The organism is Galbitalea sp. SE-J8, assembly GCF_030345695.1.
Taxonomy (GTDB): Bacteria; Actinomycetota; Actinomycetes; order Actinomycetales; family Microbacteriaceae; genus JAUASV01.
Window position 1 is genome coordinate 50,961 of sequence record NZ_JAUASV010000013.1, and the last position, 14,665, is coordinate 65,625.

Below are 14,665 nucleotides of genomic sequence, written 5' to 3' on the forward strand. Positions count from 1 at the left end.
GCGGTGGCAAGGGAACGCCGACCGGGGGTTGGGGAGGAGCGATCGCCGATCGATCAGCGGCTGGAAGGACGCCCGCGCGCGAAGTCGCGTAGCGCCTGGGGCGCTTCGCGCTCGGGTGGGAGGTCCGACCACGAGTCCGGCGACGAGAAACCCCGGGTCGATCTCGAGCGACTGGGCGATGCGCACCAGGGTCGCCAGGTTCGGCAGTGCCGTGCCGGTCTCGTACCGGCCGAGGTTGGCGGCGTCGACATCCTCGCTCACGTCAGCGATGACGTCGCTGGTCTTCACGAGAGCTGCTCGGTGGGCACGCCCTGCGCGCGCGGCGGCCGGCCGTAGGCTGAAGCGCATGAACGACGCGTCAGCCGCCCCGAACGCCCCCGCCGCCGAGCCGACCGCCACCCTCGCATCCGGAATCCGCACCGCCGACCTCGACCCCGCCGTCCGGCCCCAGGACGACCTGTTCCGGCACGTGAACGGCCGCTGGATCGAGCGCACCGAGATCCCCGCCGACAAGGCGCGCTACGGCAGCTTCTACGCGCTCGCGGAGGAGGCCGAGAAGGCTGTGCACGCGATCATCGAGGAGTCGCAGCAGGCCGAGCCCGGCACCGAGGCGCGCAAGATCGGCGACCTGTTCGCGAGCTTCATGGACGAGGAGCGCATCGAGGCGCTCGGCGCGACGCCTATCGTGCCGCTGCTCGCCGAGGCGACCGCTCCGACGACCACGAGCGAGTTTCTGCGCGCGCTCGGCGCGCTCGAGCGCCGCGGCATCGGCGGCTTCTTCGGCATCTACATCGACAACGACCCGGGCGACCCGAGCCGCTACCTGCCGTTCTTCGTGCAGGGCGGCATCGGACTCCCCGACGAGTCGTACTACCGCGAGGAGCGCTTCGCCGACGTGCGCGACCGGTACCTCGCGTTCGTCGAGAAGCAGCTCGCGAGCGCGGGAGCGACGGAAGCTGCGGCCGCGGCCGGGCGTATCCTCGCGCTCGAGACCGACCTGGCCGCCTTCCACTGGAACAACGTCGACTCGCGCGACAGCGAGAAGACCTACAACCTGCGCTCGTGGGACGAGCTGCGCGCGATGGCCGCCGGCGTCGACCTCGACGCGTGGGCCGAGGGCATGGGTGTGCCGGCATCCGCGTTCGCCGAGGTCGTCGCCTACCAGCCGAGCTTCGTCGAGGGCCTCGCGACGCTGCTCACCGAGGAGCGTCTCGACGACTGGAAGGTGTGGCTCGCCTGGCAGGTCGTGCGCTCCAACGCCGCCTACCTGTCGAGCGAGTTCGTCGAGGCCAACTTCGACTTCTACGGCCGCACGCTCACCGGCACGCCCGAGATGCGCGCCCGCTGGAAGCGCGGCGTGAGCCTCACCGAGGGCGCGCTCGGTGAGGCGATCGGCCGGATCTACGTCGAACGGCACTTCCCGCCGAGCGCGAAGACCGCGATGGACGAGCTCGTCGGCAACCTCATCGAGGCGTACCGCGAGAGCATCACGAACCTCGACTGGATGACGGATGCCACGCGCGAACGTGCCCTCGCCAAGCTCGACCGGTTCACGCCGAAGATCGGTTTCCCGGTGAAGTGGCGCGACTACTCCACGCTCGCGATCGATCCGTCCGACCTGATCGCGAACGTGCGCGCGGCCGACGAGTTCGAGTTCCAGCGCGAGATCGGCAAGATCGGCTCGCCGATCGACCGCGACGAGTGGTTCATGCTGCCGCAGACGATCAACGCGTACTACAACCCCGGGTTCAACGAGATCGTGTTCCCGGCGGCGATCCTGCAGTTCCCGTTCTTCGACGAGACCCGGGATGCGGCGGCCAACTACGGCGCGATCGGCGCGGTCATCGGACACGAGATCGGGCACGGCTTCGACGACCAGGGCTCCAAGTTCGACGGCGACGGCCGGCTCACCGACTGGTGGACCGCCGACGACCGCGCCGCGTTCGAGACGCGCACGGCATCCCTCATCGCCCAGTACGAGCCGCTCGTGCCCGCCCAGCTGACCGGCGACGAGCACCACGTCAACGGCGCCCTGACGATCGGCGAGAACATCGGCGACCTCGGCGGGCTGTCGATCGCGTGGAAGGCCTACCTCATCTCGCTCGACGGCGCCGAGCCGCCGATCGTCGACGGGCTCACGGGCGCCGAACGCTTCTTCCTGTCGTGGGCGCAGGCCTGGCAGCAGCGGTCGCGCGACGAGGAGGTCATCCGTCTGCTCGCGATCGATCCGCACTCGCCGAACGAGTTCCGCTGCAACCAGATCGTGCGCAACATCGACGAGTTCTACGCGACCTTCGGGGTCACGCCGGACGACGCACTGTGGCTCGATCCGGAGGAGCGCGTCACGATCTGGTGACGCGCCCCGCCGACCAGGAGTCCAGGAGGCCAGGATGATCGAATCGCGCGAGCGCAGCAGCGCGCGGCGGCGTTCCCGCGCCGGCCGGCACGTCGGCGAGTCCGCTCCGAGCTTCGAGGGGTCGTTCCGCGCGCTGGGCACGCTCGCCTACGAGGGCGCGGCGGTATCGGCGCACGTGACGGATGCCGCGTCCGGGGCCACCCTGCTGGCGATCGATGACCGCGTGGCGCTGCCGACGGCATCCGTGGGCATGGTGCTGCTGCTCGCGGAGGTGAGTGCGCGGCTGACGGCCGAGGGCGGGGGCGCGTTCGGGATCGTCGACAAGGACTCCGCTGCGCGGGTCGGCGAGAGCGGGCTCTGGCAGCACCTCCGAGTGCCCGCGCTGCCGGTCGTCGACCTCGCCGCGCTCATCGGAGCGACGAACGACAACCTCGCGACGAACCTGCTGCTCGACCGCGTGGGCCTCGACGCGGTGCGGTCGCGCGCGGAGTCCCTGGGGCTCTCGCGCACGGCGCTCCTGGATCGCGCGCGTGACGATCGCGGACCGGACGACGCCCCGCAGTTCTCGGTCGGCTCGACGGCGGAGCTCGCGGGACTGTTCGCCGCCCTCGCGCGCGGCGAAGCGGTCGACCGGGTCACGAGCGAGCGGGTGCTCGACTGGCTCTCGCTCGGCTCCGACCTGTCGATGGTCGCGAGCGCGTTCGGGCTCGACCCCCTCGCTCATCGCGGCACCGATCACGGCCTGCGCCTCGTGAACACGACCGGAACGGATGCGGGCGTGCGCAGCGAGGTCGGCACGCTGAGCGGTCCGCGCGGCCGGGTCGCCTACGCCGTGACGGTGCAGTTCGACGACGACTCGATCGCGCGGCGGCTGCGCGCCCTCGAGGCGATGCGCACGGTCGGTTCCGACGTGCTCGAATACGTGAGCTGACCGCCGCACGCCGTCGGTTGAGGAGCCCGCGAGCAGGCGTCTCGAAACCATCGGTGGTGGTCTCGAGACGCGGCCTCGCTGCGCTCGGGCGCTCCTCGACCGGCGGAGGGGGCGCTCCTCGACCGGCGGGGGTCGCACGGTGTTGGTTGAGGAGCCCGCGAGCGGAGCGAGCAGGCGTCTCGAAACCATCGTTGGTGGTCTCGAGACGCGGCCTCGCTGCGCTCGGGCGCTCCTCGACCGGCGGAGGGGGCGCTCCTCGACCGGCGGAGGGGGCGCTCCTCGACCGGCGGAGGGGGCGCTCGACGAGCGCGACGACGAGCGCGACGCCGAGCGCGACGGTGAGCAGCGCGAGGTCGCGGGGCCGGATCAGGCCGAGTCGCGCTCCGCCTCGCCGACGGATGCCGCGGCCTCCGGCACCTCGACGCCGAACAGCGCCTCGACCGCGGTGACGAATGCGGCGGCCTCGCCGGCGCGGGCGAGCTCGCGTCCGCGCTCGCTCGGACCGTGCAGCAGCACGCCCGCGAAATGGCGCAGCGCCTGCTCGACGCGGCCGTCCTCGTCGTGCTTCGCGGCGCGCGCGACCTCGGTCTCGAGCAGGCCGAGCACGTGGCTGCGCAGCGCGACGATCGCCGGGTCGATCCTCGCGTCGGCGGCGAAGTCGGCGGCGGCGCTCGCGACGATCGCGCGCGCGTCCCGGGTCGCGGTGAGCTGCTCGAGCGGGGCGTGCAGGCCGATCGTCTCGAGGTCGAGCAGCGCGACGCCCTCGACACCGGCCACGCCGGGGTCGACGTTGCGTGGCAGGCCGAGGTCGACGATGAGACGGCGCCCGGGCGCGACATCCGCCGCGGTGATCGCGAGGTTCGCGGTGCAGGTGAGCACGACATCCGCCGCGGCGATCGCGGGAGCGAGCTCGAGCGCGTGCCGCAGTCCGTGCTTGAGCGCGAACGCGGCGCCGCGGCCGGAGGGGGAGAACACGGCGATGTCGACGACGCCGCGGTCGCGCAGCGCGGCGACGGTCGTCGCGGCGTACTGGCCCGTGCCGACGACGAGCACGGGCGTCGCGCTCCAGTCGGCGATGCGGCTGCCGACGAGCTCGAGCGCGAGGCGCACGAGGGAGCGCCCGGCGCCACCGAGCGAGGTGCGGTTCTTCACGCCGCGCGAAGTGTGCGACGCGCGCTGGAACAAGCGTTCGAGCGCGCTCGAGGTCGTGCCGCCCCGCCGCGCCGCGTCGAGCGCGCGGCCGACCTGGCCGGCGATCTCGTCCTCGCCGACGACGATCGACTCGAGACCGCTCGTGACGGCGAACAGGTGGTGGGCGACGTCGTCACCGTCGAGCACGGTGACCTGCGAGCGCAGCGCGTCGAGCGTGACCCCGGATGCCGCGGCGAGCGCCTCGAACGTCGTCTCGACCGCGACCGCACGGGCGGCCGTGAGCGGCTCGTCGATGTCGAGGTAGGCCTCGAACCGGTTGCAGGTCGCGAGCACGACGGCGCCCGTGACGACCTCGCCGCTCTCGACGAGGGCGGCCTGGGCCGCGGGGGCTCCGGTGGAGAGTGCCTCGAGCAGGTCGAACGACGCGTTGCGGTGGTTCGCGGTCAGGCACAGGAGCACGTACCTCATTATGCGCTCGCCGCGCCGCATCCCCCCGCCCCCGGCCACGGCGCGAGCGCGCGCGCCCACGGCGAGGGGCCAGGATGCGGCACCGCCTAGGGTGGACGCCGTGGTCCTGCCCCCCGAACATCCGCTCGCGACGGGCGCGACCGCATCCGCCCCGCTCATCCGCGCGTACCGGGGCGACCGTCCGGAGCGGCTGCCGGTCTGGTTCATGCGCCAGGCGGGGCGCTCGCTGCCCGAGTACCGCGAGCTGCGCGTCGGCACGCGGATGCTCGACGCGTGCCTCACGCCCGAGCTCGCGAGCGAGATCACGCTGCAGCCGGTGCGCCGCCACGGCGTCGACGCGGGCATCTTCTTCAGCGACATCGTCATCCCGGCGCGGCTCGCGGGCCTCGAGGTCGAGATCGTGCCGGGCCGGGGGCCGGTGTTCGCGAACCCGATCCGCACGGCATCCGACGTGCTGCGGCTGCGCCCGCTCGACCCGGATGCGCTCGCCCCGATCCGCGAGGCCGTCGCGCGCACGGTCGCCGAGCTCGGCGCGACTCCGCTCATCGGCTTCGCCGGCGCCCCGTTCACGCTCGCGAGCTACCTCATCGAGGGCGGCCCGTCGAAGGACCAGCAGCGCGCCCGCAGCCTGATGTACTCCGACCCGGCCACCTGGGCGGCGCTGCTCAACTGGTGCGCCGACATCTCGGGCGAGTTCCTGCTCGCGCAGGTCGAGGCCGGCGCGTCGGCGGTGCAACTGTTCGACTCGTGGGTCGGCTCGCTCTCCGAGCGCGACTACATCCGCCGCGTCGCCCCGCACTCGGCGCGCGTGCTGTCGCACCTGCGCGGCACCGACGTGCCCAAGGTGCACTTCGGACTGGGCGCGAGCGGCTTCCTGAGCGCGATGCGCGCCATCGGAGCGGATGCGGTCGGCATCGACTGGCGCCTGCCGCTCGACGAGGCCGCGGCCCGCATCCCCGGGGTGCCGTTGCAGGGCAACATCGACCCCGCGCTGCTGAGCGCGCCGTGGCCGACCCTGCGCTCCCACGTGGTCGACGTCGTGGAGCGCGGGCGGGACGCTCCCGCGCACGTCGTGAACCTCGGGCACGGCGTGCCGCCCGCGACGGACCCCGACGTGCTCACCCGCATCGTCGAGCTGGTGCACGGGCTGTGACCGACGCCGCGGGACTCGAGGTCACGGTCGTCGGCGGCGGCCTCGGCGGCCTCGTCGCGGCGCGCCGCCTCGCGCTCGGAGGAGCATCCGTCACCCTGCTCGAGGCGGGCGACCGCCTCGGCGGCACGGTGACGCACCACGTCGTGGGCGGAATCGTGCTCGACGCGGGTGCCGAGAGCTTCGCGACCCGGGCCGGCACGGTCGAGGGGCTCGCCCGCAGCCTCGGCCTCGGCGACGAGGTGGTGCCGCCGACCGGCGGCGGCTCGTGGCTGCACCGCGCGGCGGGCGCCGTGCCGCTGCCCGCGACGAGCATCGTCGGCATCCCGGGCGTGCCGCTCGCGCGCGACGTCGTGCGCGTCGTGGGCTGGCGGACGGCGGCGCGCGCGATGCTCGACGAGCTCATCCCCGGCACGGTCGGCGACGCGGCCACGTCGCTCGGCGCGCTCGTGCGGCGACGGATGGGCGCGGGCGTGCTCGAGCAGCTCGTCGCCCCCGTCGTGATGGGCGTGCACTCGCAGCATCCGGACGTCCTCGAGGTCGACCGCGTCGCGCCCGGCCTTCGGGCGGCGATGCGTCGCGAGGGCTCGCTCGCGAAGGGCGTGCGCGATCTGCGCGATCGGGCGCCCGCGGGCGCGGCCGTGCTCGGCATCCGCGGCGGCGTGCACCGGCTCGTCGACGAGCTGGCCGCCGACCTGGACCGCTTCGGCGTGCGCGTCGAGATCGGCCGGCGGGTCGACCGCGACGAGCCGCTGCCGGGTGAGGTGGTGTGGGCCGCGAACGACACCCCGGTCGCGACCCGGGTCTGGCTCGTCACCCTCGTCGTCGAGCAGCCCGCGCTCGACGCGAACCCGCGCGGCAGCGGCCTGCTCGTCGTGCCCGGCACGCCGGGTGTCGGCGCGAAGGCGCTCACCCACGGCACGGCGAAGTGGGGCTGGCTGCGTGAGAGGGCGGGCGCCGGCCGCCACGTCATCCGGCTGTCCTACGACCACGAGCCGACGCTCGCGGAGGCGCAGACGGATGCCGCGGTGCTGCTCGGCACGCCCCTCGGCGCGGTCGTCGGCACCGACGTCGTCGCGTGGACCCGCGCGTCGCCGCGCACCCTCACCGACGACGAGCGCTGGTACGTCGGCGAGTCGGTCGCGGGCACGGGCATCGCGAACGTCGTCGCGCACGCCGAGCGCGTCGCCGGCGAGCTGCTCGCGGGCTGACCGTCGTTTCGTCGATCGACGAAGCTGTTCGATCGACGAAGCTGTTCGTTCACGACCGGTCAATCGCTGCGACCCGCGCGGCCGACGGCGGTACCGACAGACCCTCTCCCGGGCGGGAGTACCGGACGAGAATTGACCGCATGACGTCCTTCTCCCGCGCTGACCTCGACCGCATCGACGCCCCCGAGGAGGTCGGCATCTCCTCGTACCGCCCCGACGGCACCCTCCGCCCGTCCGTGACGATCTGGGGTGTGGCGACGGATGCCGGCTACTACGTGCGCAGCGCCCACGGCCCCGAGAACGGGTGGTTCCGCCGCCTCGTGGCGAGCGGTCGCGGGCGCCTGCGGGCGGGCGGAGCGGAGTACGACGTGACCCCCGTGCAGCCGACGGATGCAGAGCAGGCCGCCGTCGACGCCGCCTACCTCGGCAAGTACGCGCGCTACCCGAGCATCGTGCGGGGAATCGTCGGGCCGGCCTGGCATCCAGTGACGCTGCGCCTCGACCCCTCGGTGCCGTGAGACGACGCAGATCGTCGTTTTGCCGCGCGCATAACGACGATCTGCGTCGTCTCAGCGCGCTCGCCGCCGACGGTAGCGTGGAGGAGTGCCCGTGCTCCGCCTGTCCGACGTGTCACTCGTCCGGCAGGGGCGACCGCTCCTCGACGAGGTCGACTGGACGGTCGAGGCCGGCGAGCGCTGGGCCCTCATCGGCGCGAACGGCGCGGGCAAGTCGACGCTGCTGTCCCTCGCGGGCGCGGTGACGCATCCGTCGTCGGGCACGGTCGAGATCCTCGGCGAGCGTCTCGGCCGGGTCGACATCCGTGCCGTGCGCGAGCACATCGGACACGTCAACCCGCGGCACCCGCTCGCGTCCCCGCTCACGATCGAGCAGGTCGCGCTCACCGGGTTCACCGGCACGACCGAGCTGATGATGCGCTGGCAGCCGACGGATGCCGAGCTCGCCCGCGTCGCGGAGCTGCTGCGCACGCTCGGCATCGCCGGAGTCGCCCAGTCCCCGTGGACGACCCTCAGCCAGGGCGAGCGGGGCCGCGCGCTCATCGCTCGCGCGCTCGTGACCGAGCCCGCGCTCGTGCTGCTCGACGAGCCCGCGACGGGACTCGACGTCGCGGCGCGCGAGAAGCTGCTCGGCACGATCGACGCCGTGCACGCCGCGCACCCGGAGCTCGCGAGCGTGCTCGTGACCCACCACCTCGAGGAGCTGCCGCGCTCGACGACGCACGCGATGCTCATCCGCCACGGGCGCATCACGGCTGCCGGCGACGCGGATGCCGTGCTCACCACCGAGCGCGTCTCGCACGCCTTCGACCACCCGATCGAGATCGAGCGCCGCGACGGCCGGTGGAGCGCCCGCGCCCTCTGACCCCATAGCGCCGTAGCGCCATAGCGCCGTCGCTGAGGGGACGCATCTGGTCGGTATGCGCTCCCCGATTCCAACAGAATGCGACCCCTCAACCGCTCGAGGGGGTGCGCACCCGCACCCGCCCGCCCCAGCGCCCGGGACAGAAGTCCCGAATCCCGCTCGCCGATTGGTGCCCGTCTGGTGCGCGGGGGAGGATGGAGGCCATGACCGACAGCGCCACGAGCGCAGCGGAGCCGACCGCCGCATCCGGTGACGGCTTCACCCTCTTCGCGGTGCTGCGCCGCGACCCGCTCCGACCGACCCGCGAGGGCGACCCTTCGACAGGCTCAGGACGGCGCCTCGACGAGGCGATCGCCGACGTCGAGAGCGCCGGCGTCGTGATCCGCGGGTTCTACGACACCTCGGGACTGCGCGCCGACGCCGACCTGATGATCTGGCTGCACGGCGCCGACGCGCAGACCCTGCAGTGGGCGCTGCGCGAGCTGCGCCGCAGCGCCGCGCTCGTGAACCTGCTGCCGACCTGGAACGCGATGGGCGTGCACCGCGACGCCGAGTTCAATCGCGCGCACGTGCCCGGCTTCCTGCGCGGCGAGCGGGCCCGTGACTGGCTCGTCGTCTATCCCTTCGACCGCTCCTACGACTGGTACCTGCTCGACGACGCCGACCGCCGACGGATGCTCGCCGACCACGGGCGTAAGGGCGCCGCGTTCCGGAGCGTGGTCGCCAACACGGTCGCCGCCTTCGCGCTCGGCGACTACGAGTGGATCCTGCCGATGGAGTCCGACTCGCTCACCGACCTCGTCGACATGATGCGCGCTCTCCGCGCGACCGAGGCGCGCCTGCACGTGCGCGGCGAGGTGCCGTTCTTCACGGGCCGCCGCATCCCGGCGTCGGAGGTCCTGGAGGTGCTCCGATGAGCGCTGCCGCTGCCGCTGCCGCTGCCGCTGCCGCTGCCGCTTCCGGTGATCGCGGTGCATTCCGCCCGCCCAAAGATGCCCACCGATCCCCGGCGGAACGCACCGCGATCGCCTCACGCTCTCTCGTAAGGAATCCGCTGTGACCATCTCCAACGGCGAGCTTGACACGCTCGACCCGAATGCGCAGCTCGTGCGGGCCGCGGCATCCGCTCAGGCGGCCGCGGGCGAGCCCTTCGTCACCGAGCCGGTCGCCTACGACGCGATCCTGCTCGCGAGCTTCGGCGGGCCGGAGGGGCAGGACGACGTCATCCCGTTCCTGCGCAATGTCACGCGCGGGCGCGGCATCCCTGACGAGCGCCTCGAGGAGGTCGCGCACCACTACCGCCACTTCGGCGGGGTGAGTCCGATCAACCAGCAGAACCGCGAGCTCAAGGCCGCGCTCGAGGCCCGGCTCGCGGAACGCGGCATCGACCTGCCGGTCGTGTGGGGCAACCGCAACTGGGACCCGTACCTGAAGGACGCCTTCGCCGAGGCTCACGAGCGCGGCTTCGCGAAGCTGATCGCGATCGGCACGAGCGCGTACAGCTCGTTCTCGTCGTGTCGGCAGTACCGCGAGGACTACGCGCTCACCCTCGACGCCACCGGACTCGACGGCGCGCTCGAGATCGACAAGGTGCGCCAGTTCTTCGACCACCCGGGCTTCGTGCAGCCGTTCCTCGAGGGCGTGCGCGACGCGCTCGCCGCGTTCGCGGAGCTGGGCCACGCGCCCGAGAACACGCGCGTGCTGTTCTCGACCCACAGCATCCCGTCGACGGATGCCGAGCGCAGCGGTCCGGACGGCCACGCCTACGAGCGCCAGCACCTCGCCGTCGCCGAGCACATCATGTCTTCTCTCATCCCTGACGCGACGAACACGAGCGATGACATCGCTGCCACTGCGGTTCCCGCGTGGCAGCTCGTCTACCAGTCGCGCTCCGGGCCGCCCACCCAGCCGTGGCTCGAGCCGGACGTCAACGACGTCATCGCCGCCCTGCCCGGCGAGGGCGTGACGGCGGTCGCGGTGGTGCCCCTCGGCTTCGTCTCCGACCACATGGAGGTGCTCTGGGACCTCGACACGGAGGCGAAGGAGACCGCCGAAGAGGCCGGACTCGCGTACCGCCGCACGCCGACGCCGGGCACGCACCCGGCCTACGTCGACGCGCTCATCGACCTCGTGCTCGAGCGCCGCGACGGCATCCCGGTCGCGGAGCGGCCGTCGGTGACCGACCTCGGTCCGTGGTACGACACCTGCCGCCCGGGCTGCTGCGAGAACGTACGCGCCGGCTTCAAGCCCGCGCTGTGCGGGGTGGCGCCGTGAGCGGCGACAGCTCCCTGATGCTGTCGAAGGGCGGCCCCATCCGTCTCGGCACGCGGGGCAGCGCCCTCGCCCTGGCGCAGTCCCAGCAGGTCGCCGACGCGCTCGCCGCGCGGGCGAAGCGCGAGGTCGTGCTCGTGCCCGTGACGACGCACGGCGACACGTCGGGGGCGTCGCTCGCGCAGCTCGGCGGAACGGGCGTGTTCGCGGGGGCGCTGCGCGAGGCGCTCGCCGCGGGCGAGGTGGACGTCGTGGTGCACTCCCTCAAGGACCTCCCGACGGCGCCCGCCGACGGCCTCGTGATCGGCGCCGTGCCGAAGCGCGCCGACCCCCGCGACGCGCTCGTCGCGCGCGACGCGCTCACGCTCGAGACGCTGCCCGCGGGCGCCCGCGTCGGCACCGGCTCGCCGCGCCGCCGCGCTCAGCTGCTCGACGCCCGCGGCGACCTCGAGGTCGCCGACCTCCGCGGCAACGTCGACACGCGGCTCGCGCGCGTGACGGATGCCGCAGCATCCGACCGGCTCGACGCCGTCGTGCTCGCGGCCGCGGGCCTCGCGCGCATCGACCGTTCGGACGTCGCGACGCAGCAGCTCAGCATCGACTCATGGCCGACCGCCCCCGGCCAGGGCGCCCTCGCGATCGAGGTGCGTCGCGGGGAGGAGAGGCTGGTCGCCGCGCTCAACCACGGGCCGTCCCGCACGATCGTCGAGGCGGAGCGCGCCGTGCTCGCCGAGCTCGAGGCGGGCTGCGCCGCGCCGATCGCGGCACACGCGATCATCGACGACGGGATGCTGTTCCTGTCCGCGCGGGTCTACGCGCCCGACGGCGGCTCGCGGCTGACGGCGAGCCACGCGCTCTACCTCGACGACACCCCGACCCCCGCGACCGACCTCGCGGCGCGCGTCGCGGCCGAGCTCGTCGCGCTCGGCGCCCGGGAGATCGCACCGCTGTGAGCATCCGATGACCGTGGACCCCATCCGCCCCCGCCGCCTCCGGCAGAGCGCGGCCATGCGCCGCCTCGTCGCCGAGACGCGCCTGCACCCGGCCGAGCTCGTGCTCCCGGTCTTCGCGGGGGAGGGACTCACCGAGCCGCGCCCGATCGCCTCGATGCCAGGCGTCGTGCAGCACTCGCTCGACTCGCTGCGGGCGACCGTGGCCGATGCCGCCGAGCTCGGCATCGGCGGCATCATGCTCTTCGGCGTGCCACTGGACGAGAAGAAGGATGCCGTCGGCAGCGCCGGCACGGACCCCGACGGCATCCTGCAGGTCGCGACGCGCGCGGCCGTCGCCGAGGCGGGCGACGCGCTCGTCGTGCAGACGGACGTCTGCCTCGACGAGTTCACCGACCACGGCCACTGCGGCGTGCTCACCGCGGACGGACTCGTCGACAACGACGCGACTCTCGAGCGCTACGCGGAGATGGCCGTCGTGCAGGCCGAGGCGGGCAGCGGTCTGCTCGGCCTGAGCGGCATGATGGACCACCAGGTCGCGGCCGTGCGCGCCGCGCTCGACGCGAGCGGACACGAGCTGACGCCGATCCTCGCCTACTCGGGCAAGTACTCGGGCGGATGGTACGGCCCGTTCCGCGAGGCGGTGCAGTCGAGCCTGCGGGGCGACCGCCGCGCCTACCAGCTCGACACGGCGAACGGGCGCGAGGGCGTGCGCGAGGCCGCTCTCGACATCGCCGAGGGTGCCGACATCGTCATGGTGAAGCCCGCGTCGCACTTCCTCGACGTGCTCGCCGCGACATCCGCCTCCTCGCCCGTGCCGACCTGGGCGTACCAGGTCTCGGGCGAGTACTCGATGATCGAGGCGGCCGCGGCGCACGGCTGGATCGATCGCGAGCGCCTCATCCCGGACACGCTGCTCGCCATCAAGCGCGCGGGCGCCGAGGCGATCCTCACCTACTACGCCCTGGAGGTCGCGCGCACCCTGCGCGCCGGTGTCTGACCCGCGCTGCGCCTGCGCCGGCGTCTGACCCGCGCTGCGCCTCCGCGCGCGTCCCGGGGCCCGCCGGCCCGCCGCCGGCCCCGCCGCCGCGCCTGTCCCGGGCCCGCCGCCGCCCGTCGGCCGCCCCGCGAGCCCTCGCCCTCCCCATCTCCCGCGCGACCCCACGCACGGCCCGGCCCCCGCCGCGATCACGGAAATGCAGGAGCGCATTGTCCCGAAGGGGCGGAAACGCCCGATTCGGCCGACGTAGACGACCGACCCTCCTGCATTTCCGTGATGGGCGGGGAGGAGGGGCCGCGCGGGGGGCCGCGCGGGGGGCGGGGAGGAGGGGCCGCGCGTGGGGCCGTGCGGGAGGCGGGGTGGTGGGGCCGCGCGGGAGGCGGCGCGGCCCGGGCAGAGCACCGAGACGAGAGAATGAGCGTATGACGACGAACGACGAGGCCTTCGCCCGCGCCCAGCGCGCCACCCCGGGCGGGGTGAACTCGCCCGTCCGGGCGTACCGGTCCGTGGGCGGCACGCCGCGCGCGATCGTCGCCGCCCGGGGCGCGTACGTGACGGATGTCGAGGGTCGCGAATACGTGGACCTGGTCGCGTCGTGGGGTCCCGCGATCCTGGGGCACGCGCATCCGTCGGTCGTGGCGGCCGTGCAGGCGGCCGCTGCCCGGGGCCTGAGCTTCGGCGCGAGCACCCCCGCCGAGACCGAGCTCGCGGAGCTCGTCGAGCACCGTGTCAGCCTGCCCGGGGCGGACGGCCCGCGGCGTCCGGTCGAGCGGTTGCGCCTCGTGTCGACCGGCACCGAGGCCACGATGACCGCCATCCGTCTCGCGCGCGGCGCGACCGGGCGGGACCTGCTCGTGAAGTTCGCCGGCCACTACCACGGTCACTCCGACGGCCTCCTCGCCGAGAGCGGATCGGGTGTCGCGACGCTCGCGCTGCCCGGCTCGGCGGGTGTGCCGGCGCCGATCGCGGCGCAGACGATCGTCGTGCCGTACAACGATGCGGCGGCGCTCGAGCGGCTGTTCGCGGAGCGCGGCGCCGAGATCGCGGGCGTGATCGTCGAGGCGGCGGCCGCCAACATGGGCGTGGTGCCGCCCGCGCCGGGCTTCCACGCGCTCATCCGCCGCCTGACGCGGCAGCACGGCGCCCTGATGATCTCCGACGAGGTGCTCACCGGCTTCCGCGTCGCGCCCGCGGGCTACTGGGGCCACGCCGCCGAGAGCTGGGACCCCGACCTGTTCACCTTCGGCAAGGTCGTCGGAGGGGGCATGCCGCTCGCGGCGCTCGGCGGCCGCGCCGACGTCATGGAGCTGCTCGCCCCGCTCGGCCCCGTCTACCAGGCGGGCACGCTGAGCGGCAATCCGGTCGCGGTCGCCGCGGGCCTCGCGACGCTGCAGAACGCGGATGCCGCCGTCTACGAGCGCCTGGACGCGGTCGCCGCGATCGTCAGCGCCGAGACGAGCGAGGCGCTCAGCGCCGCGGGCGTCGCGCACACGGTGCAGCGCGCCGGAAACCTGTTCTCGTTCGCGTTCCGGGAGTCCGCCCCGCGCGACTACGACGAGGTGCGCGACCAGGAGGCGTTCCGGTACCGGGCGTTCTTCCACGCCATGCTCGACGCGGGGGTGAGCCTGCCGCCGAGCGTGTTCGAGGCCTGGTTCGTCACGGCCGCGCACGACGACGCGGCCGTCGCCCGCATCCTCGACGCGCTGCCGGCCGCCGCCCGCGCCGCCGCCGCGGCGACGCCCGCGGCCTGACGCCGACCCGAAGCCTGAATGCGGCCCCGGTGCACGCCGAGAGCC

At 73.8% G+C, this 14,665-nt stretch carries 12 protein-coding genes; 11 read left to right on the forward strand and 1 reads right to left on the reverse strand.

What is annotated here, in order from left to right; all coding sequences use genetic code 11:
- The first annotated feature begins 346 nt into the window (after window positions 1–346).
- Both QT381_RS09865 and QT381_RS09870 read left to right on the forward strand, forming a co-directional pair.
- Window positions 347–2,356, forward strand: coding sequence for a M13 family metallopeptidase (locus QT381_RS09865; RefSeq protein WP_289248764.1), 2,010 nt, complete (start codon window positions 347–349; stop codon window positions 2,354–2,356).
- A 34-nt stretch (window positions 2,357–2,390) separates the two neighbouring features.
- Window positions 2,391–3,287 (forward strand): serine hydrolase, encoded by an 897-nt coding sequence (locus QT381_RS09870; RefSeq protein WP_289248765.1) that lies wholly within the window; start codon window positions 2,391–2,393, stop codon window positions 3,285–3,287.
- Between the two features lie 366 nt (window positions 3,288–3,653).
- Here the strand turns inward: QT381_RS09870 and QT381_RS09875 are convergent, their stop codons facing one another.
- Window positions 3,654–4,898, reverse strand: a complete 1,245-nt coding sequence (locus QT381_RS09875; protein WP_289248799.1) for a glutamyl-tRNA reductase — start codon at window positions 4,896–4,898, stop codon at window positions 3,654–3,656.
- 109 nt (window positions 4,899–5,007) lie between these two features.
- Here QT381_RS09875 and hemE point away from each other — a divergent pair, with 109 nt between their 5' ends.
- The 9 genes from hemE (at window position 5,008) to hemL (ending at window position 14,620) form a co-directional block, all read left to right on the forward strand.
- Window positions 5,008–6,060: a uroporphyrinogen decarboxylase gene (gene hemE / locus QT381_RS09880; protein ID WP_289248766.1), complete on the forward strand. Its 1,053-nt coding sequence runs from the start codon at window positions 5,008–5,010 to the stop codon at window positions 6,058–6,060.
- On the forward strand, window positions 6,057–7,268 hold the full coding sequence (locus tag QT381_RS09885) for a protoporphyrinogen/coproporphyrinogen oxidase (RefSeq protein ID WP_289248767.1): 1,212 nt from the start codon (window positions 6,057–6,059) through the stop codon (window positions 7,266–7,268). The genes hemE and QT381_RS09885 overlap by 4 nt, the downstream gene beginning before the upstream one ends.
- Window positions 7,269–7,408: 140 nt before the next feature.
- Window positions 7,409–7,786, forward strand: coding sequence for a DUF2255 family protein (locus tag QT381_RS09890; RefSeq protein WP_289248768.1), 378 nt, complete (start codon window positions 7,409–7,411; stop codon window positions 7,784–7,786).
- Window positions 7,787–7,871: 85 nt separating this feature from the next.
- Entirely contained in the window at window positions 7,872–8,648 is a 777-nt protein-coding gene (locus tag QT381_RS09895; protein ID WP_289248769.1) for an ABC transporter ATP-binding protein, read from the forward strand.
- Window positions 8,649–8,851: 203 nt separating this feature from the next.
- Window positions 8,852–9,565: a hydrogen peroxide-dependent heme synthase gene (gene hemQ / locus QT381_RS09900; protein ID WP_289248770.1), complete on the forward strand. Its 714-nt coding sequence runs from the start codon at window positions 8,852–8,854 to the stop codon at window positions 9,563–9,565.
- Window positions 9,566–9,710: 145 nt separating this feature from the next.
- Entirely contained in the window at window positions 9,711–10,922 is a 1,212-nt protein-coding gene (locus tag QT381_RS09905; protein ID WP_502877502.1) for a ferrochelatase, read from the forward strand.
- 17 nt (window positions 10,923–10,939) lie between these two features.
- Window positions 10,940–11,872 (forward strand): hydroxymethylbilane synthase, encoded by a 933-nt coding sequence (gene hemC / locus QT381_RS09910; protein ID WP_289248801.1) that lies wholly within the window; start codon window positions 10,940–10,942, stop codon window positions 11,870–11,872.
- A 7-nt stretch (window positions 11,873–11,879) separates the two neighbouring features.
- The gene (hemB, locus tag QT381_RS09915; protein WP_289248771.1) at window positions 11,880–12,869 is read left to right on the forward strand and encodes a porphobilinogen synthase; all 990 of its coding nucleotides are present in this window, start codon (window positions 11,880–11,882) and stop codon (window positions 12,867–12,869) included.
- A gap of 422 nt (window positions 12,870–13,291) precedes the next feature.
- Window positions 13,292–14,620, forward strand: a complete 1,329-nt coding sequence (gene hemL, locus QT381_RS09920) for a glutamate-1-semialdehyde 2,1-aminomutase (protein WP_289248772.1) — start codon at window positions 13,292–13,294, stop codon at window positions 14,618–14,620.
- The last annotated feature ends 45 nt before the right edge of the window (window positions 14,621–14,665 follow it).

What these genes read in the sequence shown, in the direction of transcription:
- QT381_RS09865 (WP_289248764.1), top strand. Translation starts at nt 347, where the DNA reads ATGAACGACGCGTCAGCCGCCCCGAACGCCCCCGCCGCCGAGCCGACC.
- QT381_RS09870 (WP_289248765.1), top strand. Translation starts at nt 2,391, where the DNA reads ATGATCGAATCGCGCGAGCGCAGCAGCGCGCGGCGGCGTTCCCGCGCC.
- QT381_RS09890 (WP_289248768.1), top strand. Translation starts at nt 7,409, where the DNA reads ATGACGTCCTTCTCCCGCGCTGACCTCGACCGCATCGACGCCCCCGAG.
- hemQ (WP_289248770.1), top strand. Translation starts at nt 8,852, where the DNA reads ATGACCGACAGCGCCACGAGCGCAGCGGAGCCGACCGCCGCATCCGGT.
- hemC (WP_289248801.1), top strand. Translation starts at nt 10,940, where the DNA reads ATGCTGTCGAAGGGCGGCCCCATCCGTCTCGGCACGCGGGGCAGCGCC.
- hemB (WP_289248771.1), top strand. Translation starts at nt 11,880, where the DNA reads ATGACCGTGGACCCCATCCGCCCCCGCCGCCTCCGGCAGAGCGCGGCC.
- hemL (WP_289248772.1), top strand. Translation starts at nt 13,292, where the DNA reads ATGACGACGAACGACGAGGCCTTCGCCCGCGCCCAGCGCGCCACCCCG.